Annotated in this window: 22 protein-coding genes; 6 read left to right on the top strand and 16 right to left on the bottom strand. The window is 73.4% G+C overall.

What is annotated here, in order from left to right:
- Positions 1-247 precede the first annotated feature (247 nt).
- The gene (locus IE241_RS27910) at positions 248-1,084 is read left to right on the top strand and encodes a sulfotransferase domain-containing protein (RefSeq protein ID WP_190024622.1); all 837 of its coding nucleotides are present in this window, start codon (positions 248-250) and stop codon (positions 1,082-1,084) included.
- Positions 1,085-1,157: 73 nt separating this feature from the next.
- On the opposite strand, the gene IE241_RS27905 is transcribed toward IE241_RS27910, so the two are convergent.
- Positions 1,158-1,988, bottom strand: a complete 831-nt coding sequence (locus IE241_RS27905) for an SAM-dependent methyltransferase (RefSeq protein WP_229899907.1) — start codon at positions 1,986-1,988, stop codon at positions 1,158-1,160.
- Between the two features lie 550 nt (positions 1,989-2,538).
- Between IE241_RS27905 and IE241_RS27900 the strand changes: the two genes are divergently transcribed.
- On the top strand, positions 2,539-5,928 hold the full coding sequence (locus IE241_RS27900) for an ATP-binding protein (RefSeq protein ID WP_229899904.1): 3,390 nt from the start codon (positions 2,539-2,541) through the stop codon (positions 5,926-5,928).
- On the opposite strand, the gene IE241_RS27895 is transcribed toward IE241_RS27900, so the two are convergent.
- Positions 5,925-6,392: a hypothetical protein gene (locus IE241_RS27895; RefSeq protein ID WP_190024620.1), complete on the bottom strand. Its 468-nt coding sequence runs from the start codon at positions 6,390-6,392 to the stop codon at positions 5,925-5,927. The genes IE241_RS27900 and IE241_RS27895 overlap by 4 nt on opposite strands.
- A 47-nt stretch (positions 6,393-6,439) precedes the next feature.
- Positions 6,440-8,611, bottom strand: a complete 2,172-nt coding sequence (locus IE241_RS27890) for an MMPL family transporter (RefSeq protein ID WP_190024619.1) — start codon at positions 8,609-8,611, stop codon at positions 6,440-6,442.
- Positions 8,612-8,947: 336 nt separating this feature from the next.
- Here IE241_RS27890 and IE241_RS27885 point away from each other — a divergent pair, with 336 nt between their 5' ends.
- Positions 8,948-10,489 (top strand): MFS transporter, encoded by a 1,542-nt coding sequence (locus tag IE241_RS27885; RefSeq protein WP_190024661.1) that lies wholly within the window; start codon positions 8,948-8,950, stop codon positions 10,487-10,489.
- Between the two features lie 62 nt (positions 10,490-10,551).
- On the opposite strand, the gene IE241_RS27880 is transcribed toward IE241_RS27885, so the two are convergent.
- From IE241_RS27880 to IE241_RS27860, 5 genes are all read right to left on the bottom strand, one after another.
- On the bottom strand, positions 10,552-11,445 hold the full coding sequence (locus IE241_RS27880; protein WP_190024618.1) for a helix-turn-helix transcriptional regulator: 894 nt from the start codon (positions 11,443-11,445) through the stop codon (positions 10,552-10,554).
- A gap of 102 nt (positions 11,446-11,547) precedes the next feature.
- The gene (locus IE241_RS27875) at positions 11,548-12,309 is read right to left on the bottom strand and encodes an SDR family oxidoreductase (RefSeq protein WP_190024617.1); all 762 of its coding nucleotides are present in this window, start codon (positions 12,307-12,309) and stop codon (positions 11,548-11,550) included.
- Between the two features lie 115 nt (positions 12,310-12,424).
- Entirely contained in the window at positions 12,425-13,168 is a 744-nt protein-coding gene (locus IE241_RS27870) for a hypothetical protein (protein ID WP_308433751.1), read from the bottom strand.
- A gap of 122 nt (positions 13,169-13,290) precedes the next feature.
- Positions 13,291-14,235, bottom strand: coding sequence for a hypothetical protein (locus IE241_RS27865; RefSeq protein ID WP_190024615.1), 945 nt, complete (start codon positions 14,233-14,235; stop codon positions 13,291-13,293).
- A 129-nt stretch (positions 14,236-14,364) separates the two neighbouring features.
- Positions 14,365-15,897, bottom strand: a complete 1,533-nt coding sequence (locus IE241_RS27860; protein ID WP_190024614.1) for an FAD-dependent monooxygenase — start codon at positions 15,895-15,897, stop codon at positions 14,365-14,367.
- Positions 15,898-15,994: 97 nt separating this feature from the next.
- On the opposite strand from IE241_RS27860, the gene IE241_RS27855 reads away from it, so the two are divergent.
- From IE241_RS27855 to IE241_RS27845, 3 genes are all read left to right on the top strand, one after another.
- Entirely contained in the window at positions 15,995-16,468 is a 474-nt protein-coding gene (locus IE241_RS27855; protein ID WP_190024613.1) for a MarR family winged helix-turn-helix transcriptional regulator, read from the top strand.
- 110 nt (positions 16,469-16,578) lie between these two features.
- Positions 16,579-17,565 carry an NAD-dependent epimerase/dehydratase family protein gene (locus IE241_RS27850; protein ID WP_190024612.1) on the top strand — a complete coding sequence of 329 codons (987 nt, stop codon included), beginning with the start codon at positions 16,579-16,581 and terminating at the stop codon, positions 17,563-17,565.
- Between the two features lie 194 nt (positions 17,566-17,759).
- Positions 17,760-17,972: a hypothetical protein gene (locus IE241_RS27845; protein ID WP_190024611.1), complete on the top strand. Its 213-nt coding sequence runs from the start codon at positions 17,760-17,762 to the stop codon at positions 17,970-17,972.
- A 45-nt stretch (positions 17,973-18,017) separates the two neighbouring features.
- Here the strand turns inward: IE241_RS27845 and IE241_RS27840 are convergent, their stop codons facing one another.
- The 8 genes from IE241_RS27840 to IE241_RS27805 all read right to left on the bottom strand — a co-directional run bounded on the left by IE241_RS27840 (position 18,018) and on the right by IE241_RS27805 (position 25,958).
- The gene (locus tag IE241_RS27840) at positions 18,018-18,617 is read right to left on the bottom strand and encodes a dihydrofolate reductase family protein (RefSeq protein ID WP_190024610.1); all 600 of its coding nucleotides are present in this window, start codon (positions 18,615-18,617) and stop codon (positions 18,018-18,020) included.
- Between the two features lie 30 nt (positions 18,618-18,647).
- On the bottom strand, positions 18,648-19,832 hold the full coding sequence (locus tag IE241_RS27835) for a M6 family metalloprotease domain-containing protein (protein ID WP_190024609.1): 1,185 nt from the start codon (positions 19,830-19,832) through the stop codon (positions 18,648-18,650).
- Positions 19,833-19,869: 37 nt separating this feature from the next.
- Positions 19,870-20,547: a GntR family transcriptional regulator gene (locus tag IE241_RS27830; protein ID WP_190024608.1), complete on the bottom strand. Its 678-nt coding sequence runs from the start codon at positions 20,545-20,547 to the stop codon at positions 19,870-19,872.
- Positions 20,548-20,678: 131 nt separating this feature from the next.
- Complete coding sequence (locus IE241_RS27825; RefSeq protein WP_190024607.1) at positions 20,679-22,049, bottom strand: aldehyde dehydrogenase family protein; 1,371 nt, start codon at positions 22,047-22,049, stop codon at positions 20,679-20,681.
- Positions 22,046-23,050: a proline racemase family protein gene (locus IE241_RS27820; protein ID WP_190024606.1), complete on the bottom strand. Its 1,005-nt coding sequence runs from the start codon at positions 23,048-23,050 to the stop codon at positions 22,046-22,048. Before IE241_RS27820 ends, IE241_RS27825 begins: the two co-directional genes overlap by 4 nt.
- A gap of 84 nt (positions 23,051-23,134) precedes the next feature.
- Positions 23,135-24,043, bottom strand: a complete 909-nt coding sequence (locus tag IE241_RS27815; RefSeq protein WP_190024605.1) for a dihydrodipicolinate synthase family protein — start codon at positions 24,041-24,043, stop codon at positions 23,135-23,137.
- A 63-nt stretch (positions 24,044-24,106) separates the two neighbouring features.
- Entirely contained in the window at positions 24,107-25,663 is a 1,557-nt protein-coding gene (locus tag IE241_RS27810) for an NAD(P)/FAD-dependent oxidoreductase (RefSeq protein ID WP_190024604.1), read from the bottom strand.
- Positions 25,644-25,958, bottom strand: a complete 315-nt coding sequence (locus IE241_RS27805; protein ID WP_087924869.1) for a (2Fe-2S)-binding protein — start codon at positions 25,956-25,958, stop codon at positions 25,644-25,646. Before IE241_RS27805 ends, IE241_RS27810 begins: the two co-directional genes overlap by 20 nt.
- Positions 25,959-26,000: the final 42 nt, after the last annotated feature.

The following is a 26,000-nucleotide window of genomic DNA, read 5'->3' as shown; positions in this document are numbered from 1 at the left end:
TCATCACCGCGGGCCGGTGAGCCGGAGAGCCCCGACCCCATGGGCGAGGTGGCCGATAGTGTGCGGTCGGGCCTCTTGCGGCATGACATTGCGTCAGTCCGCCGCGGCAGTACGTGCCGACCGGCGTTCCCCGGCACCCCGATGCCCCCATACCTCGATGCCCTGACGCCCTGTTGCCGGAGGGCCGGTGATCCGGGATCGTGGCCGCCTGGGTCCAGCCCCGGGCACCGCCGCCGAAGGGAGTCCCATGTTCCCGACTCCGCCCCCGGACAAGAGCGTGAAGGCCGTCGACGCGCACGGTGACGTCTACGTCATCTCGTTCCCGAAGTGCGGCCGGACGTGGCTGCGGGTCCTGATGGCCAAGGCCATCTCGGCCGCGCATCACATCCCCATGGAGGCCTGCAGGAACCTGGACCTGACCGGGTTCAGCGACGTGTCACCGGCCGTTCCGCGCATCGTCTTCTGGCACGACGACCGCGTCCTGTGGCGGACCCCCGGCGAGCTGTCCCGGGACAAGGACTTCTACCACGACCGCAAGGTGGTCCTCATCCTCCGCGACATCCGGGACACCGCCGTCTCCTGCTACTTCCAGCAGACCCGCCGGCAGGGCCGGCCCTACGACGCCGGGCTCGGAGCCTTCCTGTCCGAGGAGCGGGGCAGCGTCAGGACCTGCCTGTCCTTCTGGAACATCTGGCACGCCCGGCAGCACGTGCCCGCCGGCTTCCTCGTCACCTCCTACGAGCGGCTCACCGCCGACACCGCCGGAGAACTCTCCCGCATACTCGGCTTCTGCGGCCTGCCGCCGGCCGGTGACCAGGCGCTGCGGGCCGCGGTGGACTTCGCGGGCTTCGACTCCATGCGCGCCATGGAGCTCTCCGACGCGCTGGGCACGGACCGGCTCCGGCCCGCCGTGCCCGGCGACCCCGACTCGTACAAGACGCGCCGCGGCGTCATCGGCGGATTCCGCGACTATCTCACCGGCCCGCAGATCGACTACGTCAACGACGCCGTCCGCCGGATCCTCGCGCCCGCATGGCACCCGGCAGCCCTCGCTGCGGACACACCACTCCCCCAGAGGCCTTGATCGCGCACCTGATCGCGTGCCTGCTCGCCTTGCCTCACCTCACCCACGCCCATCCGCGTCGTGTCCGGTCCCGTCAGAGGGGCTTCTCCGCGGACAGCAGGACGGAGCCGAACTCGTCGACGTCGACCATGTCGGCGGGGCCGAACTTCTCCACCGCCGCTTCGTCGAACGCGGTCCGCAGCTCTCCCCCGTCCCCGCGGGCCTTGCTCATCTGCTCGAAGGTCCGGCGCACACTCTGCTCGGTGATGTCGAGGAGTTCGGTGAAGCGCAGCCCCGCGCGGCTCAGCATGGGCACGTAGTCCTCGGGCCGCGCCAGGGTCATGATGAAGTCCCGGAGGCACCGGTCCATGACGGACCGCATTCCGGCCGCGATCGGAGCCCGCTCGAAGAAGTCGGTCAGCACCAGCCGGCCGCCGGGGCGCAGCACCCGCCGGATCTCGCGGAACACCTGCTCGCGGTCGGGCATGTGGAAGACCGACTCGATGGCGATGACGGCGTCGAACGAGTTGTCCTCGAAGGGGAGTTGCATGGCGTCGGCGTAGCGGAACTCCACGCGGCCGCTCAGCCCCGCCGCCCCGGCGAGCGCCGTGGCGCGCGCGACCTGCCCGCGGCTGACGGAGATGCCGGTGACGTGCGCGCCGGTGCGCCGGGCGATTCGCATGGCCGGCTGCCCGACTCCGCAGCCGACGTCGAGCACGCGATGGCTCCCGTCGACCCGCAGGCGGTCCGTCATCATGTCGGTGAGCCGGTCGGCGGCCTCCGCGAGCGGCACACCGTCGTCCTCGGCCTCCCAGTAGCCGAGGTGGAGGCTTCCGCCGGTCTGCGCGGTGTCGAGCGCGGTCAGGCGGTCGTAGAGGCGTCCGACTTCTTCGGGGACGGGGAAGACGGTGTGAGCGCTGGACACGGAAGATCCTCCGCTTTCTTCTGAGACATGTCTGTTGAACCAGCGGAATCGAGAGATTCCCTCACGTCACCCCCGTCGGCGTGAGGGATCCCGTCGCGTTCATGCGTTTCCGCGCTTCCCGCGCTTCCCGGCAGCGGCGGTCTCCTCCGGCGACGGACATCGTGCAGCACCGTCCTTGCAGCGGCCTGGCCGCGCCACTGACGTTTCCTTGCCGTCGCCTGCCGCCGGTTCCGGCCGCCCTGGCGAAGTCCTTGCGGTTCCCTTGCCGTTCACTTGCCGATGGCTTGTCGCGATCTTGGAATGCCCTGGTGCGTATGCCAAGATCCGTTTTGGAAGGCGCCTGCGTCTCTGCGCCGGACGACCGACATCAGTCGCGCGTACGAGAACGATTGGGAGCCACATGCCCGCATCCCCGACGCCGGATCCGGCACCGGCTCCGGCACCGGCAGCCCGGCCGGCGACTCACTCAGCGGCCCGGCCGGCGGCTCATTCGGCGGCCCGGCCGGCGGCCACCGCCCCGATCGAGCCCCTGCTGAGCGTCCTGGGCCCCATGACGGCGCGCCACGACGGGCATGACCTGCCGATCGGGCCGCCCCGCCGACGGGCGCTGCTCGCACTGCTCCTCATACGCCTCGGTCGCGTCGTGCCCATGGAACTGCTCGTCGAGGAGCTGTGGGGCGAGGAACCGCCGCGCCGCGCCGTCGCCACGCTCCAGAGCCACGTCTCCCACCTGCGCCGTGCCCTCCAGCCGGCGGCCGGGCCGGACGGTGTGCCGGTGCTGCGCCACCGGGCGGGCGGCTACGTCCTGGAGCTCGACCCCGCACGGATCGACGCCTGCCGCTTCGAGCTCCTGGTCACCGAGGGGCGGAGGCTGCTGGAACAGCGCGATCCGGCGGCCGCACGGGACCGGTTGACCGAGGCGCTGGAGCTGTGGCGGGGCACGCCCTACGGGGAGTTCGACGGCCACCCGCCGCTCAGCGACGAGAGCGCGCGGCTGGAACACCTGCGGCTCACGGCCGTGGAGTCCTGCGCGGAGGCCCGCCTGGCCCTCGGAGCGGCCGAGGAGGTGGCCGGGGACCTCGACCGGGAGGTGCGCCGCCATCCGGCGCGGGAACGGCTCGTCGGCCACCTGATGACCGCTCTGTCCCGGCTCGGCCGGCAGGCCGAGGCTCTCGCGGTCTACGAACGGACGCGCAGCCACCTGGCCGAGGAGTTCGGGGTGGGCACCACCGCCGCACTCCGCCGCGTCAGGACGGCGATCCTCCACCAGGCCGGCGCAACCGCAGCGGCCGGCGAGACCGCCCCGGCCGACCACGTCGTTCACGTCGTCCACGAGGTCGCGCCGAACACCTCAGGTGAGCAGAGCGGCACGGCCGGAGCCGCCGACGCGGACGCGGACGCCGACGCCGACGCCGACGCCAACGGAACAGCCGAAGCACCTCGTACGGCTGCCACGGCCGGCACGGGTGCCACAGCCGACACGGACGGCGCAGGCGATACGCGCGGCATGGGCGACACCGGCGACACCGCCGAGCCCGGGCAGCCGATCGGCCAGTCGCCGTTCACCGGGCGCAGCGAGGAGCTGCAGCGGCTGACGACCGCGACGGCGAGCGCGCTGGCCGGGCACGGCCACGTGGCCGGTGTCCTCGGCCCCGCCGGGGTCGGCAAGACCCGTCTGCTCCTCGAACTCGCCCCGCGGTTGGAAGCCGCCTGTGCGAGCCAGGGCGGCGCGCGTCTGGAGGTCGTCTGGAGCCACTGTTTCCTGAGCGAGGGCGTACCGCCCTACTGGTTGTGGACGCAGGTGCTCCGGCGGCTGTCCGTCACCCGCCCGGACGCCTTCCGCCGCGCGACGGAACCTTTCGGCTCCCTCCTCGCCCCCCTCATGCCCGAGCGGTCGGCCTGCCCCGGCGGGAGCGGGCCGGGCGCCGGTTCCGACTGGGGGCAGGCCCGTTTCCTGACCCACGACGCGGTCTGCGAAGTCCTGCTCACCCTGGCCGGGCAGCGTCCGCTCGTGCTGTTCCTGGAGGACCTGCACTGGGCCGACACCGCCTCGCTGGACCTGCTCCGGCTGCTGAGCACCCGCCGCCAGGGCCACCCGCTGGGCATCGTGCTGACGGCCCGCGAGTTCGAGGTCGAGTCGGACGCCACGATGCGCCGGATGCTCTCCGAGGTCCTGCGCGGCCCGAGGACCGAGACCCTGCGGCTCGGCGGGCTCTCCCGGCAGTCCGTCGCCGCGATCGTCGTGGCGCAGGCCGGCCCGGGGGTGGACGCGAAGGTCGTCGAGGTGCTGCACCGGCGCAGTGAGGGCAATCCGTACTTCGTCATGCAGCTCCTGTCCCTCCTGGGGGATCCCGGCAGCCTGCGCCGCCCCGACGCGGTGGACGTGCTGCTGACCCGCGTTCCGACGGGTGTGCGCGAGGTGCTGCACCAGCGGTTCGCCGCGCTGCCCGAACCGGTGCTGCAGGTGCTGCGGCTGTGCGCCGTCATCGGCTCCGAGGTCGACACCGACCTGCTGCACCGCACGGCCGCCGCGGACGAACCGGTCGCCGAGGCGCTGGAGTCGGCGATCCGCGCCGGGCTGTTCGGCGAGGACCCGCACCGTCCGGGGCGGATCCACTTCGCCCACGCCCTGGTCCAGGAGACGCTCATCGACGAGCTCGCGCGCGAGGACCGGCAGTGGCTGCACGCCAGGGTCGCCGAGTCGCTGTGCGCCCGCAGGCCCGGGCACGCGGGGGACGCGCAGACCGAGCAGGTGGCTCACCACACCTGGCACGCCGGGAGCGCGCTGCCCCCTGCGCAGGCGCTCCCCCGGCTGCTGCGCGCGGCCGAGCAGGCCGAGCAGCAGCGGGCGTACGAGCGCGTGGAGACCTGGCTGCGCCGGGCGGTGCACCTCGTCGGCCTGCTGCCCCACGACGATCCCTCGGCCCTGCCCCTGGAGCGGCGGCTGCAGATCCAGCTCGGCCAGGTGCTGGCCACGACCCGCGGCTACGGCCACCCCGAGGCCGAGACGGCGCTCGCGCACGGCCGGGCGCTCAGCGCGGCCGCCGAGGCGCCCGAGGACCCGTCGGTGCTCTGGGCGCTGTGCGCGGCGTACCTGGTGACCGGCCGCTACGACGCCTCGCGGCGCTTCTCCGGCCTGCTGCGGGGCATCGCGGAACGGACCGGTGAGCCCGTGGCGGTGCTCGGCGCGGCGTACGGCGAGGGCATCGTGCTGCACATCCGCGGCCGGCTGCCGCAGGCGCTCGCCGAACTGGAGCACGGGGTCGGCATGGCGGACCGCTACGCCCGTGAAGGCCACTCGCTGGCCCGCACCTTCCAGCACGACCCGCGTGTCTCCTGCCGCTCGTACAACACGTTCACCCACTGGCTCCTCGGCGACCGGCAGACCGCCACGGCGCGCCGGCGCGAGCTGCTGCACCTGACCGCATGCGACAGCAGGCCCTCCGACCGGTCCTTCGCCCTCTACGTGGACGCGGTCGTGGCGGCCTGGGAGGGCGACGCCCGCACGGCGCGGTCCTCCGGCGCCGAGGGTGCCCGCCTGGCGGGCGAACACGGGCTCCTGTACTGGAAGGGGATGCTGGGCCTGCTCGAAGGGTGGGGTCTGACGCACTCGGGGTGGGAGGACGACGGCCTCGCCCTGATGCACACCTCCCTGGCCGAACTGCGCGACTCCAGCACGCGCTTGCGCCACCCCCTCCACCTGGGCCTGCTCGGCGAGGCCCAGCACCACGCCGGGCGGTCCGAGGAGGCGAGGGCGACCTTCCGCGACCTGCTCTCGGCGGTCGAGGCGCGCGGCGAGCACGTCTATCTGCACGAGGCCCTGCCCGCCACGCGGCTGCTCCGCGACCTGCTGGGGAGCGATGCGGCGGGGGCGGTGGCGAGGGCGGCCGCGGCGGGGGCGCCGCGTCCCGCGCATCCCGTCGCCCGGCGGGCCTCCTAGCGCCCCCGCTGAACGAGGGGCTCGGCTTCCAGCCAGCGCTGCTTGCGTGCCCCGCGATACTCCAGCGCCGGCCACCCCGCGTCCTCCAGGGCGCGGGCGCACCGCTGAAGGGCCTCGTGCTGTCGAGCGGCCGCCCCGCTGCCGGGCGGGCCGAGCCATTCGACCCGTACGGTCCCCGGCTGCTCGCCGGGACGGACGCAGTAGCCGGTCGCACAACGCCGCCCCTCGGCGTCGAGGGCGGAGGGAGGGATGCCCGCGGCTTCGAGGATGAGGGCGACGGCGCGCACGGGCTGACGCCGCTCCCAGTCGGCGGGGCCGGACAACGGCTCCGTGAGGTGACCGTTCATCAGCCGCCGGATCTGCAGCAGCCCTTCCATCGCCTCGCGCACCGCGGACGCTCGCTCGGAAGCGTTCCCCGCGGGCGGGCATGCGTCCCCGGTGACCGCCTCGAATGTCCCCTTCACGCGGCTGCCTCCTTGCGTGTCATGGACCCCTGACGGGCGAGGTTACGTTACGCGGTGGTGGGGTCCACCGGGCCGGCCGTGCCGGCTTTCGGCTCGCGCCGCCGGAGGAGCGCGGGCGTCCACCAGTTCGCCCGGCCCACCAGCTGCATGACGGCGGGCAGGAGCAGGCCGCGGATGACGGTGGCGTCCAGGAGGACGGCCAGGGCGGTCCCGACTCCGGCGAACTTCAGGACGACCAGGTCGGAGGTCGCCAGGGCGGAGGTGACCACGGCCAGGGTCGCTGCGGCCAGGGTGAACAGGGAGGCGGTGCGGTCCATGCCCCGTACGACGGCCTCTCTGGTGGACCCGGTGTTCCGGTACTCCTCCACGATCCGGGACAGCAGGAACAGTTCGTAGTCCATGGACAGCCCGAAGACGACGCAGAACACCAGGATCGGCTGCAGGGCGTCGAAGGTGCCCGTGGCCGTGAAGTCGCCGACGAGGAAGCGGAGGTGGCCTCGCTGGAAGATGTGGACCAGCGCGCCGAAGGCGGCGGCCATGCTCAGCACGTTGAGGACGAGGGCTTTGAGGACGAGCACCGGGTGGCGGGTCAGCGCCAGGATGAGAGTGGTGATGGCGAGCACGACCAGGGCCAGGACGTAGGGCAGCCGGTGGCCGATGGCCTGTTGGACGTCGGCGAGCCGGGCCCCGGGGCCGCTCACCAGGGCGGGGACGGGTGAGGGCAGGGCACGCACCCGCCGGGCCAGCGCGCCGCTCTCGGGGCCGGGGCTCCGGTCGGCGGTGGAGACGCTGAGCCAGGTGCCGTGGGCGTTGCCGAACACGGCGCTCTCCCGGCGGCTCTGCAGGAACGGTCCCCCGTGCACATGGACGCCGTCGGCGGTCCGCACCTGCAGCACTCCGTCCAGCCCGGAGATCCGGTGCGCGTAGCGGTCGAGGTCGGCCTTGCGCGTGACCGGATCCAGGCCGGGCAGCGCGACGGTCGTGTTGCTGACCGCCTCGTACGCGGGGTAGTCGGCGCGCAGGGTGGCGGACGCCCGGGCGATCGCCGAGCCCGCGGGCATCGACCGGTCGTCGAACAGCCCGAACCGCACCCCTGAGAGAGGGGCGACGAAGACGGCGAGGAGCACCAGGACGGGCACGGCGAACCGCAGCGGGTGCCGCATCACCGCTGCTGCGCACCGTCCCCAGCGGGACAGCTCGCCACGCCCGTCGCCGCCGGGACGCGGACGCCGCCGCCAGCGGCCGAAGACGTCGAACCGGTGCACCCGCTCGCCCAGCACCGTCAGCAGCGCGGGCAGGATCAGCAACGTGGTGGCGGCGGTGAGCGCCGCAGCCGCCAGACCGCCGGCGGCGATGGAGCGGAGCACGGGGATCGGCACCAGCAGCAGGGCGGCCATCGGCAAGCCGACCACGCCCGCCGAGAACGCCACCGTCCTGCCCGCCGTGCGCATCGCCGTCCGTACGGCCCCGGGCACGGGGGCGCCCTGCGCCAGCTCCTCGCGGTACCGGCTGACCAGGAACAGGCTGTAGTCCACCGCCAGGCCGAAGCCCAGGGCGACGGCGATGTTCCAGGCGTACACCGACATCTGCATGGAGGCGCACAGCGCGCGCATCACGGCCGACGTCGCGATGACGGACACCACGCCGATGACCAGCGGGAGGGCCGCGGCCACGGCGGAGCGGAAGCCGAACAGCAACAGCAGGGCCACCAGGGGAACGACGAACACCTCGGCCCGCTCCTGGTCCCGTTCGGCCTGCCGTTGGAACTCCACGCGGACCATCGCCGCGCCGGCAGCGGTCACCCGCAGCGGCCCGGAGCAGCCGGTCCACTTCCCTGCCAGGCGCTCGGCCGCTGCGACCTGCCTCTGCTCCCGGCCGTGCAGCTGGACCAGGATCAGCCCGCCCCGGCCGTCGGCGGACCGCAGCTCGCGGGACGCGCCCGACCAGTACGACGTCACGTGCGCCACCGCAGGGTCGGCCGCGAGCCGCCCGGTCAGGCGCCGGCCTTCGGCTGCCGCCCGCTCCCCGTCCACCGGGCCGGCGGCGTCGGCGATCAGCACCAGTTGAGGCAGGCCGGCCGCGAAGTGCGCGGTCAGCCAGGCGGAGCCGCGCGCCGACTCGGACGTCGTCGGCTCGACTCCCCCGACGGACAGCTGTTCCCGCACGCCGTACCCGTACAGCGCGGCCAGCAGCGTGACGGCGACGGCGGCCAGCAGCACCGCGTAGGCATGGCGTCTCCGACGCCTCCCTGCATGACGCTGCGCTCCCGACACCTCACGCAACGTAGCACTTGCCGCCGGGCGGGTCACAGGTCCGCCGCGGGGCCGGACGAGGTTCAATGCATAAACCGCAAACTTCGGCCCATGAGTACAAGAAAGCCCCAGGAGCCACAGAGCCTCCCAGGGGCTCAGGGGCCTCAGAGACCTCAGGACTTCAGGGCCTCCAAGACCGGATCCCCGACCCGCCGGCAGGTGAGTGTGAGTCCCGACCGCAGGAAGACCCCCAAGCCCGGGCACCGCGTCCCTGCGCGCGGCGGCGCAGCAGCCACCGACCGGATGCTGCGCACCCTGCTGCGGCGCCGCAAGAAGTCCTTGGACATCGCCGACGTCACGGTCACCGACCGTCCCCAGGTCCGCCGCGCGGTGCTGGCCGCCGCGCTCGGCAACATGATGGAGTGGTTCGACTTCGGGGTGTACGCCTATATGGCGGTCACCCTGGGCAAGGTCTTCTTCCCCGCCAGCTCGCCCGGCGCCCAGGTCATCTCCGCCTTCGCCACCTTCGCGGCCGCCTTCCTCGTCCGCCCCCTCGGAGGTCTGGTCTTCGGCCCGCTCGGCGACCGCATCGGACGCCAGCGGGTGCTCGCCGCCACGATGATCATGATGGCGGTGAGCACGTTCGCGGTCGGCTTCCTGCCGGTCTACTCGACGGCCGGGTTCCTCGCACCCGTGCTGCTCATCATCTGCCGTCTGGTGCAGGGCTTCTCCACCGGCGGTGAGTACGCCGGAGCCACCACGTACATCGCCGAGTACGCGCCCGACACGCGCCGCGGGTTCCTGGGCAGCTGGCTGGACTTCGGTACGTTCGTCGGCTACGCGCTCGGCTCGGGTCTCGTGACGGTGCTCACCGCGCTCCTCGGCACCGGCGGCATGACCGACTGGGGCTGGCGCCTGCCCTTCCTCGTCGCCGGGCCCCTCGGGCTCATCGGTCTGTACATGCGGATGCGGCTCGAGGAGACGCCCGCCTTCCGCGCGCAGACCGAGGCCGCCCGGGCCCGGGCGTCGGGTGCCGCCGCCGGTTCCGCCGCAGGCTCCGGCTCCGGCGAGGAGCAAGTCGAACAGGCGCGCCAGTCCGGGCACGGGCGGCTCAAGGAGATCTTCACCAGGCACTGGCATGCGGTGCTGATCTGCATGGGGCTGGTCGTCGTCTACAACGTCACCAGCTACATGGTCACCTCGTACCTGCCGACGTACATGACCGAGACGCTGGACAAGGACGCCACGACCGCCCAGCTGCTCATCCTCGGCACCATGGTCCTGGTGGCCCTCACCATCACCGTCGTGGGCCGCTCCTCCGACCTGTGGGGGCGCAGGCCCATGTTCATGGCGGGCAGCGCCGCCCTGATCGCCCTCGCCTACCCCTCCATGCTCCTGGTCCGCGCCGGCGGGGCCCTCCTCCCGGCGTTCGGCTGCCTGATCCTCGGGCTGCTGCTGGTGTGCTTCGCGGGCACCGCCGCCGCGACGCTTCCGGCCCTCTTCCCGACCCGGCTGCGCTACGGGGCGCTGTCCGTCTCGTACAACATCTCCGTGTCGCTCTTCGGCGGTACCACTCCGCTTGCGGTCTCCGCCCTCCTCGAAACCACCGGCGACGCCATGGTCCCCGCGTACTACCTGATGGCGGCGGGTGTGATCGGGCTCGTCTCGGCGTTCTTCCTCCACGAGACGGCGGGCAAGCCGCTGCGCGGCTCGGGGCCGATGGTGGAGACGCACGAAGAGGCCCGGGTACTGGTCGCCGACAGCCGGACGGAGGCCGGACGCCGCGCCCGGGACATCTGGCTGCGCCTCCGCCACCCGGGCCACAGGCACCACGACGACCACTGAGCCGCGACGGCCGGCCCGGCTGCCGGGCACCGGCGGTCCGTCGTGGGCCCGGCGGCTCCGGGCTAGCGCTTGGCCTGGCCGAGGCCTTCGCTCTTGCGGGCCGGGGTGGTGGTCGGGGCGGCCCAGGCCAGCAGCATGCGCAGGGCGTCGTGCGAGGGGGTATCGGGTTCGGCGGCGTAGGTGATCAGGGCCTGGTCGGGATCGTCCGCGACCCGCAGGGTCTCGTAGGTCAGGTCCAGGTCGCCGACGACGGGGTGGTGGAAGTGCTTGACGCCGGAAGTCTTGTCCTGGACGGGGTGCTCGGCCCACCAGCGGCGGAAGTCCTGGCTCTTCAGCGACAGTTCGCCGACCAGGCTCGCCAGCTGCGGGTCGTCGGGGTACCGGCCGGCTTCCAGGTGCAGGTAGGCGACGTTCTCGCGGGCGCAGGCGGTCCAGTCCGCGTAGAGGTCCCGGGAGGCGGGGTCGAGGAAGGTGATGCGGGGGATGTTGCGCTCGGCGGGCTCCCTGGCCCCGAGGTCGCCGAGGAGGGCGGAGGCGGCCGCGTTCCAGGCGAGGACGTCCATGCGCCGGCCCATCACCATCGCCGGGACGTCCCGCAGTTCCTCCAGCAGCAGCCGGAGCATGGGGCGCACCTGTTGCCGTTCGGTCCGGGGCCGGGGGGTGCGCCCGGCCGCGGGACGGGTCCGGGCGAGGCGGTGCAGGTGCCGGATCTCCTCCTCGTCCAGGCGCAGGGCGCGGGCGAGGGCGTCGAGGACGGACGGCGAGGGGTTGGGCACGCGGCCCTGTTCCATCCGGGTGTAGTAGTCGACGCTGACCCCCGCGAGCTGGGCGATCTCCTCGCGGCGCAGTCCGGCGACCCGGCGCCGGCCGCCGAAGTCCGGCAGGGCGACGTCTTCGGGGCGCAGACGGGAGCGGCGGGCCCGCAGGAACGCGCCGAGGTCGATCGTTGTGCTCATGCGGTGATTGTGCCTGGTGGCACCGGCGGTGAGCCTGGCCCTGTCAGGGCCAGGCTCACCGAGCACGTGCGAACCGCCCGGGCGCGCGGCCCCGGGAGAGCGTCAGGCCTGGCGGGTCGGCAGGACGACCGACTGGCGCAGGTTGACGTGCCGGGGACGGCTGACGGTGTAGGCGACGAGGTCGGCGATGTCCTCCGCGGAGAGGGCGGGGATCGCGCTGAACATCCCGCCGAGCTGCTCGCTCAGTGCCGGGTTGTCCACGTGGTCACCGAGCTCGGTGTCGGTCAGGCCCGGCTCGACGGCGCTGACCCGGACGTCGCGCGGGCCCAGTTCGGTGCGCAGCGCGGCGGACAGCTGGGTGACGGCGGCCTTGGTGGCCCCGTACACGGCGTAGTCGGGGAAGAGGACGTGGGAGGCAATGGAGGAGACGTTGACCAGGTCGGCGGTGCGCCCGTCGGCGGCGGTCGCGGTGAGGTCGGCGGTGAAGGCACGGATGACGCGCAGCGCGCCGGTGAGGTTGGTGTCGATCATGCGGGTCCACTCGTCGATCCGGCCGTCGGCGAGGGGGTTGGGCAGCATCACACCGGCGTTGTTGACCACCAGGTCGACCCGGCCGTAGGCGTCGTGCACGGCCTTGGCGGCGGCGTCGACGGAGGCCTGGTCGGTGATGTCGGCCGTGACGGCGAGTGCCTGGCCTCCGGCGGCGGTGATGTCCGCGGCCAGCGCGTCCAGCCGCTCGGTGCGCCGGGCGATCAGGGCGACGCGCGCACCGTTCGCGGCGAGTGCACGGGCGGTGGCCGTGCCGATGCCGCTGGCGGCTCCGGTGACGACGGCGGTGCGGGCGGCGAGGGCGGGGTAGCTCATGGGTGCTGCTCCTGGATCTGTTACGCGAGGGGTGGTTGATGCAAGACCACTCTCCGCCCGGCCGGGACGGTGATCCAGGACCCTGCCTATCCTGGGTGCGCCAGGACCACCCTCGTCACTCGCCACCGCACTCGCCACCGCTTGCTCCGGGCGGCCACCACACGCCCGCGACCGCCGGACGGCGGGACCAGTACGGATCCTCCCAGCGCGCCGGGGCGGGCAGACCGAGCAGCCGTATCCGCTCGTGGAGGTCCGGCGAGGCCCCGTCGGCCCCGAGCCGGGCCGGAGCGTGGCGGACCAGCCAGGCCGTCAGCTCGTCGCGCATCGCTTCCCTGTTGTCCCAGGCATCCCAGGGAAGCATGTCGCTCAGCAGGTCGCACTCCCAGGAGTCCACCAGCTCCGTCAGGTGCCGGTCGGCCACCGGGTGGGGCACGGGCAGGGACTGCCAGATGCGCAGCCAGGGCGTGATCGTGGCGGACGCCTCGGACACCGCGACCAGGACCTCATGGGCGGGCACGGCGGGAGCCGGGTCGGTGAGCGTCCACGACCACCAGGCGTGCAGGAACTCCTCGACCGCCCGGCTCTGTTCGGCGGGCCACTGCCGCCAGTGGCCACGGGCGAAGGAGCGCCCGACCGCCTCCATACCGAAGACCGGCTCTGCACGGCCGTCGGCGAGATCCGCAGCGAACTGCGGCAGGATGCGCCGCAGCACGCGCGGATGGTCGCTCCAGTCGACGGCCGACCACGTCCGCTGCAGCAGATCGGGGTCGAGCTCGGTGTCCGGCGTCTTCAGCTGTGCAAGCTCTTCCGCGCTGCCCCAGTGGCACTCGCAGTTGCTCTCCTGCGGATGAGCGGTCATACCGCGGAACGTTTCGGCGAGCCTGTCGAGTGCCGCGTCGAGGGACGGATCGGAATGCATCGTGGCCGCAGCCTTCCGGACTCCGGAAGCCGGCGCTTCCGAAGAGCGCGACTTTACCCGTATCAGCCGAAGAAGACCGACGAGACGTCGTTGTCGAAGCCTATGGCGGCGAGGTCGGCGACGTCGCCGTTGACGACCTTGGACTTGCCGGTGCAGTTGCGCTCGGACCAGATCTTCAGGCTGCCCTGCGCCTGGAGGGAGGAGGCGACGTTGTCCCGGGCCACGTTCTGGCAGCCCTTGCCCGCCAGGCCCTGGGCGGGGTCGCCGAAGTTGCGGTTGTCGAAGAGGACGACGCTGGTGGCGGGCTTGTTCTGCGGGCCGCCGCTGCCGCTGTTCCCGCCGGTGCCTGTGCCGGCGCCGGTGCCGCCGGCCTTCTTGCCGTCGGGGGTGACGCCGAACCAGGTGCCCCCGACCCCCTGCCCCTTGGTGTCGCCGGGCTTGGTGTCCTTGCTGAAGCGGTAGACGGGCCAGCCGCCGACGGTGACCTGAAGGGTGCCGTCGTCCCGCTTGACGGTGCCGGTCTTCGCCTTGTCGACGCCGTCGAGGAAGATCCTGCCGCCCGGCGCGACGACGACCGGCGGCCAGGTGACCGCGCAGTCTCCGTTGCAGGCGGACTTCGACGGGTTCGCGGTGTCCTTGTCGAAGCGGTAGAGGGTGAAGCCGGCGCCGTTGACCACGACCGGGTCGAGGCCGCCCGCCTTGGACGCGGAGAGCTGCACCCACCGCCGCGCCTCGGGCTTCACGGCGGGCTTCCCGGGCTCGTTCGCCCAGTCGCCGGTCATGGGCTGGGCGTTGTTCTTCTTCGCGGTGCCGCTGAGCAGGTTCAGCTCCTGCCCGGCGGACCCGGCATCGGCGTTGGCGCCCGCCCGGGCGGCGGCACCGGCGGAGGCCGAGGTGGCCGGCGCCGAGGAGTCCTTGCCGTCGCCGCCCCCGCCCCCGCAGGCGGTGAGCAGCAGGGCTCCGGCGGCGGCCGACGTCACGATCGCTGCAGTGCTCTTGCGGAACATGGGAGATCCCCCCAGTCGTGGGCCCCGGTTCCTCCCCGAGGGCCATCACCCCCCTGTACGGAGCCTGCTCCGCGAAAGCCTCAGCCGGTTACCTTCCCGATACACAATGTGGACGATGTAACAGCGCGATCAGCGGTCGAGCACGGTCCGCAGCGCGTGTTCGACCGTGCCGGGGTCGCCCTCGGCCGCGCTGCGCCAGGCGACGATGCCGTCGGGCCGGACGAGCACCGCGCCGGACGCGGTGACGCCGTGCGCACCGGTCCAGTCCCCGTCGAGGGTGGGGACGGCGACGGGGACGCCGAGGCGCTCGGACGCGCGGGCGGCTCCGGTGCGCCAGGCCCGGCTGCCGGTGAGCAGGACGAACCCCCGGCCGTAGAGGTCCCGGGTGGAGCGGCCGTCGCCGAGCACCACGTGCGGTGCGCGGGCCCCGGGGCGTCCGCTGGGTGCGGCCGGGTGCTCCAGGAGCACGCCGTCCCCCGGTTCGGGGAGGAACGCGCCTGCCGGGCAGCGGTAGCCGAACAGCGCGCTCGCGGCGTCGACGAGCTCGGCCACGGTGTCGTCGGCCAGGTGCGGTGCCGTGCGCTGGACCATGTTCGCGTACTGCTGCTCGACCACGAACTCCGCGAAGGGCCGGCGCTCGGCGTCGTGGCTGTCCAGCAGCCCGGGGCCGGCCTGGCCGCGGACGACCGCCGCCAGCTTCCAGGCCAGGTGGTAGCCGTCCATCAGTGCGGTGTTGCCGCCCTGTCCCCCGGTCGGGGGCATGACGTGCGCCGCGTCGCCGACCAGGTGCACCCGGCCCGACGAGAAGCGGTCCGCGACCCGGCAGGCGGTCGACCAGACGGTGCTGCCGAGGATCTTCACGTCGAGGCCGGGAACGCCGGTGACCAGGCGGACGAGCTCGCGGGCGTGCGCGTCGTCCGTCGGCTCCTCCACCGCCGCCACGTACCTGCCGGGGGTGTCGGTGGACACGAAGGCGCCCGATCCGCCGGGCAGTTCCGGGTTCTGCAGGTAGTGCATCTGCACGGCGGCGCCGTCGAGCACCAGGTCGAGGCCGGCCTCGAAGAGCACGCTGGTGTTCTCCCCCAGCGTGCCGCGACCGTGCGTGCCGATGCCGGCCGCCTCGCGGATCCGGCCCCGGTGGCCGTCGGCACCCACCAGGAATGCGGCATGGACCTCGTACGTCTCGCCGCCGGCCGTGTCGCGCAGGACGGCCGTCACCCCGTCCGGCCCGTCGGTGAACGACTCCAGGTACGTCGAGAACCGTATGTCGGCGCCGAGTCCGGCGGCTCGCGCGGCCAGCAGCGGCTCGGCCCGCTCCTGGCTCACCATGCCGACGGGGGCGGGCGAGAAGAGCCCGAAGTCGGGCATGGCCTCGGTGATGCTGTGGAGGACGCGCCCGGTGACGCTCTCGGCGATGACGATGGTCATCTCGGGCCGCCCCGGGGGTGCCGCGGCGAGGAACTCCTTCTCCAGGCCGGCCGCCCGGAGGGCCTCCATGGCGGGCGGCATCTGGCCGCGGGCCTTCGGCTGCGTCGAGGTGCCGGGGTGGCGCTCGACGACCAGCGCGGGCACACCGTGCAGGCCGAGGAAGAGCGCGGTGGACAGACCGCCGAGGCCGGCTCCGACGATCAGGACAGAGACAGAAGTGGACTGGGTGTTCACGGTTCCCTCCCACGGGACCTAGACTAGTCCCAGAAAGTGGATATTCCCATCCATCGAGATATCCGCTGAAACGAGATAGTGGGTCCGAGGAGGAGCCGTGTCAAGCAAGAGCAGACCCGAGCTGATCGAGTCGCTGATGAAGGCCATGCGCGACCAGGCGGGCCGCGGGCTGATGCTGCACGGCGCCATCGCCGAGCGGTTCGGGCTGAACTTCACCGACCTCAAGTGCCTCGACCTGGCCCGCAGCGAACCGGAGCTGACCGCCGGGCGGATCGCCGCGGTCACCGGCCTGAGCACCTCGGCCGTCACCGCCGTCCTCGACCGCCTGGAGCGGCGCGGCTTCCTCGAGCGGCAGCGCTCGGCCGCCGACCGGCGCAAGGTCGTCGTGGTGCCCACCGGCAACCACGACGCCGAGATCCAGGAGATCTTCTCCGGCTTCGGCAAGGAGGTGACCACCGTCCTGGGCGACTACGGCGACGAGCAGCTCGCGTTCCTGCTGGAGGTCGTCCAGCGGCTCAACGGGGCCGCGGAGCAGGCCGCCGCGCGGATCACCGCGGACAACCGGAACTGAAGCTCGGACAACCGGAACTGCAGGCCGGCGGCCCTCCGCCGCGGGCGTTCCGGGATCTGCCCGCAGCAGATCCCCTTGGTACCCGGCGCGCGCGGTGCTTGAGTGACCGCATGGAGATCTTGGTACTGGGCGGCACCGCATGGGTGGGCCGGGAACTGTCGCGGCAGGCGCTGGGCCGCGGCCATCAGGTGACGTGTCTCGCGCGCGGCGAGAGCGGGCACGTGGCGGACGGAGCGGTGCTGGTGGCCGCCGACCGGCGTGATCCGGCGGCGTACGGTCCGCTGCTCGACCGCGAGTGGGATGCGGTCGTCGAGGTGTCGTGGCAGCCCCGCTTCGTCCGCGAGGCCCTGGAGGCCCTGGGCGGAAAGGCGAAGCACTGGGCGTACATATCCTCGGTCAGCGCCTACGCCTCCCACGGCCTGCCGGGCGCGGACGAATCCGCGGAGCTGCTGGCACCGACCGACCGGGACGAGGTCGGCCGCGAGCTGTACGGCGAGGCGAAGTCCGCCTGCGAGCGGGCGTCGGAGGCCGCCGTGGGCGACCGCCTCCTCATCGCCCGGGCCGGCCTCATCGGCGGCCCGGGCGATCACAGCGGCCGCTCCGGCTACTGGGCGGCCCGTGCGGCACGGGATCCGCACGGGCCGATGCTTGTTCCCGACACGCCCGCCCTGCCGACGCAGGTGGTGGACGTACGGGACCTCGCTGCCTGGCTGCTCGACGCCGCGGAGGCGGGCACCACCGGCACGTACAACGCCGTCGGCCCGGCCCTGCCCTTCGAGGAGTGGGTCGAGATGTCCCGCAGCGCGGGCGGGCACACGGGACCGCTGCTCCGCGCCGACTCGGCATGGCTGCTCACCCAGGGGGTGGCCGAGTACATGGGCCCGGAGTCGCTGCCGATGTGGATCGTCGAACCGGGGTGGGAAGGGTGGTCGGCCCGCAGCGGCGCCGCCGCGGCCGCAGCCGGGCTGCGTCACCGCCCCCGGGCGGAACTGCTGGCGGACACGCTGGTGTGGGAACGCGAGCAGGGTCTGCACCGGGAGCGGCGTGCCGGTCTCAGCGCCGGGCGCGAGCGCGAACTGCTCGACGCTCTGGGCTGACCACACAACTCGGCAGTGCAGAAGGCCGCTTGGGCCGGTCGCACCGTCCACTCGCCGCCGCCCCCGTAAGGGGCGCGGAGGAGTTGTGCGTGCGCCGGGCGCACACTGCCGCGCACCGAGCGGCCGTCGTTTGTCGGACTACCAGGAGGAAAGAACTCGGCTTGCCCCTGCACCTGATCGACAAGGGAGAGTCCATGAAGACCACCCTCCGCCGCGTCCTGACCGCCTTCGCCGCCACCGCCCTGCTCACCGCCGGATCGGCGGCACTGGCAGCACCTGCACACGCCGAAATCGACTCCTCCGTCCTGGGGGGTGTGGTCGGTGTGAAGGCGAACGGCACCTTGGCCGTCTCCCTCCAAGGCCAGGACGTCCTCGTACTCCCGAACCTCCTCTCCCCGATCGTCTGACCGGAGCGGATCAAGGCCGAGGGCTCGGCCCGGCGGGCCGCTGTCCTACCGCCCCTCGGCGACCGGCCGGTACGTGCTCACCTGCACCCCCGCGCTGCTGGTGACCGTCGAGACCAGTTCCAGCGTGCGCTGCGCGCCGTCCTCGGGGAAGATCGATTTACCGCCGCCGAGGAGCACCGGCATGATCATGAGCCGGAGCTCGTCGACCAGGCCCTCGTGCAGGAGGGTGCGCACGAGCGTCGGGCTCCCCATGACCAGCAGGTCCCCGCCCGCCTTCCCGTGCAGCTCCCGGATGCGGGCGACGGCCTCGTCGCCGGGGATGCGCGTGGTGTGGTCCCACGTCAGGTCGGCGTCGCTCAGCGTCTCGGACACCACGTACTTGGGGATCGCGTTCATCCGGTCGGCGAACGGGTCGCCCGCCCGCTCGGGCCAGGCCGCGGCCATCGTCTGCCAGGTGCGGCGGCCGAACAGCAGCGCCTCGGCCTTGGTCAGGGCATCGGCGAAGGCGCCGCCCACCGTCTCCGGGTCGAAGAACGGGTGCGACCAGCCGCCGTGGGCGAACCCGCCGTCGGTGTCCTCCTCCGGTCCCCCGGGCGCCTGCACGACGCCGTCCAGGCTCATGAACTCACTGACCACGATGCGCACGGGACGCCGTCCTCTTCCTCGTTCCAAGGGTCACGACACGGACTCGCCCCGCGCCGTCGGAACGATCGTCGCACCGACCACTGACAACGCCCCGGGCGACAGGCGGACGACGCGCACCACGTCTCCGCCACGGTCGCCCGCCAGCACGTCGATACGGACACCGGCGGCCGGGTCGGTGAAGGACTCTCCGGGGGCGTGGGCGCGGGCCTTGACGACCCGGACGGGGCCCTCGCCGGTGGGGGTCGCGGAGTCGACCTCGTAGATCAGCACGCCGGTCGAGGGCGAGCCCTCGTCGTTGCCCTCTGCGCGCCGCGATTCGGCGACGTAGGCCTTCGTCGCCCCCGTGCGGACCACCGTGATCTTGGTGCCGCCCGGGCGCTCGACCGGGGTCAGCCGGACCGTGCGCCGACCGGGTCCGGCCAGGCAGGCGACCTGGTCGTCCCGCGTCCAGCCGAGCTTCCACGAGTGCCAGCCGAGGTACTGCGGGGCGGTGCCGGCGATGTTGCCCATGAGGTCCCAGCCGCCGACGTGGCGGTGGGTCTCGCCCGTGAAGGCGTAGAGGTCGGGCAGGCCGAAGACGTGGCCGGTCTCGTGGGCGGCGACCTTGTGGCCCCAGCGCCACATGTCCTGCCCGAAGGTGACGGCCCATCGGATGCGGGTGCCGTCGGCCGTGACGCCGGGCGTTGTGGGGTCGAAGAGGTAGGTCGGGGAGAAGGAGATCGCGGCCGCCTCTCTCACGGGGACGACGTAGACCATGTCGTAGCGGGAGAAGTCCGCGTACGGGTCGGCGGCCGTGACCGCGTCGCGCAGGTAGCGCTCGTGGGCCTCGAAGGTGAGGCCGCGCTGGAAGCCGTAGGAAGTGGAGGGCGCGGGCATCCGGATCCAGCGGTGCAGCGGCGTGATCTCCAGCCGCGCCCGGCCGTAGGAGGCCGTGCGTAACCAGTCGGCGGCGGGGGCGAGGTGAGCGGCGTACGGGGCGGTGGGGCCGGTGGCCTGCGCGTCGGGGAAGTCGGCGAACAGGGTCAGGACGCGGTGTGTGCCGGTGGCGCGCCGGAAGCGGACGGGATCGGTGTCATGGCCCTCGTCCGTCCAGCCGGTCGTGCCCTTGAGCGCACAGCCGCGCGCGGACGGGGGCCGGGCGGGGGACGCCCACGCCGTCGCGGGGACCGCCAGGCAGCCGGCGAGGACCGCCGCGATCAGGGGTGAAGTGCGCATGTCCGCCCTCCTTCTCGCGCCGGCCTCCGGCGCGTGGTCATGAGTCCTTGTCGCTGCCCCTCGCCCACAGGGAGCGCACGTGGCCGAGGTGTCGTGCCATGCACTGCTCGGCGCCCTCGGCGTCACCCGCGAGCATCAGGTCGAGGATTTCGAGGTGCTCCTCGGCTGAGGGGATGAGCTCGCCGCGCTGGTCGAGCGCGGTCAGCCCGTACAGGCGCGAGCGCTTGCGCAGGTCGCCGACGGTCTCGACGAGGCGTTCGTTGCCGGAGAGGGCCAGCAGGGTGAGGTGGAACTGCCGGTCGGCCTCCAGGTAGCCGATGAGGTCGTGGTCGCGGGCGGCGCGCACGATCTCCTCGGCGACCGGGCGGAGGGCTTCGAGGTCCTCGCGGGCTGCGGTGCGCGTGACGCGGCCCGTGGTGGGGACCTCGATGAGCGTGCGGATCTCGGTGTACTGGTCCAGGTCGCGCTCGTTGACCTCGGTGACCCGGAATCCCTTGTTGCGGACCGGCTCGACCAGGCCCTCGCGGGCGAGGTCGAGCATGGCCTCGCGCACCGGGGTCGCGGAGATGCCGAAGTCCTCCGCGAGCTGCGGCGCGGAGTAGACCTCGCCGGGGCGGAGTTCGCCGGAGATGAGCGCGGCCCGCAGGGCATGGGCGACCTGGTCGCGCAGCCGCTCGGTGGCGGTGATGAGAGTGCGCTGCTTGAGGTGGCCCATGGTGTCCCGTTCCCTTCGTCGCCGGTGCGGCGGCCGAGGTCCGGCAGCCGCGTCCGCGGTACGTGCGCAGCCGCGCTCCCCGGCTGGTCCGTACCTGGACGGATCAACGAGCGTACAATGTCACATCGTTCTCAGGGAGCCAGGGTGTAGGTCCGGCCGGAGGTGTAGAAGTCCAGCGCCGCGCGACCCTGCTCGCGCGGGCCGTGGCCGGAGGCCTTGGTGCCGCCGAACGGCAGGTGGAAGTCGACGCCCGTGGAAGGGGCGTTGACGCGGATCATGCCCGTGTCGAGGTGGTCGAGACCGTGCAGCGCCGCTTCGAGCCCGCCGGTGTGGACCGACGTGACCAGGCCGTACGGTACGGAGTTGCTGATCCTTACGGCGTGCGCCAGGTCGTCCGCGGGCAGCAGGGCGGCGACAGGGCCGAAGACCTCCTCGGTGAGCAGCCGGTGTCCGGCCGGCACCTTTTCGACGACGGTGGGCGCCGCGTACCAGCCGGGGCCTTCCGGAGCGGCGCCCGCGGCGAGGACGGAGGCGCCGGACAGGGCCTGGTCGAATCGGTCCCGGGCCCGGGCCGAGATGAGGGGGCCGCACACGGTGGCCGCATCGGCCGGGTCGCCGACGGGCAGGGCGCGCAGGGCTGCGGCGAGGGCCTCGCGCAGGGGGTCGAGGGCCGTGCCGACGGCGATCACCCGGCTGGTCGCGGTGCACTTCTGCCCGGCGTATCCGGCGAGGGCCGCGGCGATGTGGGCGGCGGCCCGCTCGATGTCGGCATCGGGCAGGACGATCGCCGCGTTGAGCCCGCCCGTCTCGGCCTGGACCGGGATGCCCCGGGCGGTGGCGGCGCGGGTGACCGCGCTGCCGACGGCGGTGGAGCCGGTGAAGGAGACGGCGTCGGCGGTCGCGAGGACGGCGCCGCCCTCGGTCGCGCCGCCGGGCACGACCGTGAACACCTCGGCGGGCACGGCCTGCCGGACGAGCTCGGCCAGGCGCAGGGCGCACGCGGTGGCCTCGGGTGCGGGCTTGAGGACGACGGTGTTGCCGGCCGCGAGCGCGGGCGCGGCCTTCCAGGACGGGATGGCGAAGGGGAAGTTCCAGGGCGTGATCAGGCCGGCGACGCCGTGCGGGCGGCGCCGGGTCAGCAGCAGGCCGGGACCGCCGGCCGTCTCGTGGACGGCGCCGGTGGGCTCGTAGGGGGCCTGGGCGTAGTAGCGCCAGATCGCGGCCGTGCGGGCCACCTCGGCCCGCGCCTCGGCGAGGGGCTTGCCCACCTCGCGTACAGCGAGGGCGGCGAGTTCGCCGGACGCGGCCTCGACCGCCGCGGCCACGGCGGAGAGCGCGGAGGACCGGGCGGCGGCGCCGGCCTGCAGCCAGCCGGGCTGGGCGGCACGGGCCTGCTCGACGGCCTCGGCGGCGGCGGAGGCACCGGGCGCGGGCACCTCGGTGACGGTGTCGGACGGGTCGGCCGGGTTGTGCGAGGCGAAGGAGGTCGGGGCGGCGGTCACAGGAGGAAACCTCCGGGGAAGGGGTCGTCCGGGTCGAGGAAGTACTGGGCGGTGCCGGTGATCCAGGCGCGCCCGGTGATGGCGGGCACGACCGCCGGCACGCCGCCGACCTGCGTCTCCCCCACCAGGCGGCCGGTGAACCGCGTGCCGATGAAGGACTCGTTGACGAAGTCGCGGTCGAGCGGGAGCGCGCCTCGGGCGTGCAGCTGTGCCATCCGGGCGGAGGTGCCCGTACCGCAGGGGGAACGGTCGAACCAGCCGGGGTGGATGGCCATGGCATGCACGGAGTGCCGGGCGTCCGAGCCGGGCGCGGCGAGGTAGACGTGCTTGAGGCCGTTGATCTCGGGGTGTTCGGGGTGGACGGGCCGGTCCGGCGAGGCGTTGACCGTCTCCATGACGGCGAGCCCGGCGGCGAGGAGGTCGTCCTTGCGGGCCCGGTCGAAGGGCAGTCCCAGGGAGTCGAGTTCGACGAAGGCGTAGAAGTTGCCGCCGAAGGCGAGGTCGTAGGTGACCGTCCCGTAGCCGGGGACGTCGGCCTTGCGGTCGAGACCGACGGAGAAAGAGGGCACGTTGATGAGTGTGACGGCCTTGGCCGCACCGTCCTCGACCTGGACGTCGACGGTGATCAGACCGGACGGGGTGTCGAGGCGCACAGTGGTCACCGGTTCGCTGACCGGCACCATGCCGGTCTCGACGAGCACGGTCGCTACCCCGATGGTGCCGTGCCCGCACATCGGCAGCACCCCCGAGACCTCGATGTAGAGGACTCCGTAGTCGGCGTCGGGCCGGGTGGGAGGCTGGAGGATCGCGCCGCTCATCGAGGCGTGGCCGCGCGGCTCGTACATCAGGAGCGTGCGCAGGTGGTCCATGTGCTCGATGAAGTGGAGCCGGCGCTCGGCCATCGTGGCGCCGGGTATCACGCCGACGCCACCGGTGATGACGCGCGTGGGCATGCCCTCGGTGTGCGAGTCGACGGCATGGAAGACATGACGGGTACGCACGGATGTCCTTTCCTGTCGGCAGCGGGAATCAGCAGGAATCAGCGGGAGAGAAGGATCGGAGGAAGGCCCGGAAGCCGGCGGAGGTCAGTGGTGTCCGTCGGCGACGGCCTTCTCCGTGGCGGCGCGCACCGCGGCCTCGGTCTCGCCCGTGAGCGGGGAGCGCGGCGGGCGGGTGGGGCCGCCGTGCTGTCCGGTGATGTCCATGGAGAGCTTGATGGCCTGGACGAACTCGGTCTTCGAATCCCAGCGCAGGAGCGGGTGCAGCGAGCGGTAGAGGGGCAGTGCCGTCTGCAGGTCCCCTGCGACGGCGGCGTGGTAGAGCGCGGCGCAGGTGGTGGGGAAGGCGTTGGGGTATCCGGCGATCCAGCCGACGGCTCCGGCGGCGGCGAGTTCGAGGAGGACGTCGTCCGCGCCGATCAGCAGGTCGAGTTCGGGGGCGAGTTCGGCGATCTCGTAGGCGCGCCGGACGTCGCCGGTGAACTCCTTGACGGCCACGATGCTTCCCTCGGCATGCAGCCTGGCCAGCAGGGCGGGGGTCAGGTCGACCTTGGTGTCGATGGGGTTGTTGTAGGCGACGACCGGTATCCCGGCCGCGGCGACCTCCGTGTAGTGGGCGCGGACGGCCTCCTCGTCGGCGCGGTAGGCGTTCGGCGGCAGCAGCAGGACGGAGCCGCAGCCCGCCTCGGCGGCCTGCTCGGCCCACCGGCGCGCCTCGGCGCTGCCGTACGCGGCGACGCCGGGCATCACCCGCGCCCCGTCGCCCGCCGCCTCGACTGCGGTGCGCACCACGCGGGCGCGCTCCTCCGGCGTGAGGGTCTGGTATTCGCCGAGGGAGCCGTTGGGGACGACTCCGTCGCAACCGCTCTCGATGAGCGTGCGGACGTGTTCGGCGTAGGCGTCGTAGTCGACGGAGAGGTCCGCGCGCAGCGGGAGGGCGGTGGCGACCATGATGCCGCGCCAGGGGCGGTCGGGGGTCCAGGAGGAGGCGGTCATAGCGGTAACCCTTCTATGGCTCTGTGACGTGGGACATGCGCGTTGTGCGGGTCGGGCGGTGGTTCAGGCGTGTCCGGGTTCTTCGGGCAGGGCGGCCAGGGCCCCGAGAGGTACGGGCACGGCGAGCGGCCTGCGGTCGGCGGACGGCGGTACGGTCCCCTGCGCCGTACCGGACGCCGCCAGGCAGGCCACCGCCGCGCCGCACATCCGGCCCTGGCACCAGCCCATGCCCGCCCGGGTGAGGAGCTTGACGGTCCGGGCGTCCCGGGCGCCGAGTGCGGTGACGGCGTCGCGGATGCTGCCGGCGGTCACCTCCTCGCAGCGGCAGACGTCGGTGTCGTCGTCGAGCCATGCGGTCCAGCCGGGGCCGGGGGCGTGGGCGGCGACCATGGCCTCGGCGAAGGCGCGCATGCGGTCGCGGCGCCGGGCCAGGTCCCGGACGCGGCGGCTGCGGGTGAGGGCGGGGAGCGCGCGCAGCCGGGCGGCCACCGCGATGCCCGCCAGCTCGCCCTCGGTCCGGGCGAGCTGCCAGCCTCCGGTCCCGCCGGTCTCGCCCGCGGCCCACAGGCCGGGCACCGAGGTCTCCTGGAGGCCGTCGAGGACGAGGGCGTGCGTGCCGTCGGGCGTGCGGCGGGTCGCACAGCCCAGGCCGGTGGCCAGCTCGGTCTGCGGTGCGAGCCCGTGGCCCACGGCCAGGGCGTCGCAGGCGATGCGGCGTCCCGTGCCGGGGAGCGCCCGCCAGTCGCGATCGAGCCGGGAGACCGTGACGGCCTCGACGCGGTCGGTGCCGTGCACTGCGGTGACCGCGCTGCGGGTGCGCAGCGGTATGCGGTGGCGCAGGAGCGCCGTGCCGTGGACGGCGGCTTCGAGGAGCTTGTGAGGGTTGGCCGCGAGGGCGCGCGGCCGGCGGGCGTAGCCGAGGTAGCCGGATGCCTCGGCCACCTCGGGCACGTGGGCGCCGGCCGCGGCGAGCGACGAGGCGACGGCGAGCAGGAGCGGACCGCTGCCCGCGACGACGACCCGTTGCCCGGGCAGGACGAGCCCGGACTTCAGCATGGCCTGGGCGCCGCCGGCCCCGACGACGCCGGGCAGCGTCCAGCCCGGGAAGGGCAGGTGGCGCTCGCCGGCGCCGGTGGCGAACAGGACGGCGCGGGCTTGCAGGCGTACGGGGCGCTCGCGCTCGGCGCTGAAGCCCTCATGGGTGCGGCCTTCGCCGTCACTGCCGGTGCCGCCGCCACTGGGGGATCCCGAAACCTCGGCGCTGCCGGTGCCGGAGCCGACTGCGCCACTGTCTTCGCCGACGAGCGCGTGCACGCTCCACATTTCTTCGTCCTGCCGCGTGACGGCCCACACATGATGTCCGGCCAAGTGCGCGGCCCCGCTCGCCTCGAAGCGCCCGCGCAGCTCGGCGAACGCGGGCCAGTCGTGGTGCAGGGCCTGCGGGCGCGCGGCGCCCAGGCCCGGGGCGGGGTGGCGGAAGTACTGGCCGCCGGTCTGTGCGGCGGCGTCGACGACGGCGACGGACAGGCCGAGCCGGGCGGCGGTCACGGCTCCGGCGAGGCCGGCGGGGCCTGCGCCGATCACCACGAGGTCGTACGGTTCAGACGGCGAGCCCGGCATGGCCGTGTCCCTCCTGGGTGGTGATCGCGTCCCCGGGCCGGGCGGGCACCAGACAGGCCCGGCGGTTGGGTTCGCCGTTGACGGTGGCGAGGCAGTCGTAGCACTGCCCGATGCCGCAGAAGGCCCCGCGCGGGCGGCCGCCGTGCCTGGTGGTGCGCCAGGCGAGGATGCCCGCCGCCCACAGGGCGGCGGCCACGGACTGGCCGGGCAGGGCGGTGACCGTACGGCCGTCGAAGGTGATCTCGAAGGGCGGGTCGGGCTCCGCCCTGACCAGGTCGGCGGGGGTACGGGCCACGTGCGGGCCTCCTCTCGGGACGGTTCGGGACAACGGGCGGAC

The organism is Streptomyces hiroshimensis (assembly GCF_014650335.1).
Lineage (GTDB): Bacteria > Actinomycetota > Actinomycetes > Streptomycetales > Streptomycetaceae > Streptomyces > Streptomyces hiroshimensis.
This window is presented reverse-complemented; position numbering and strand designations above follow the sequence as displayed.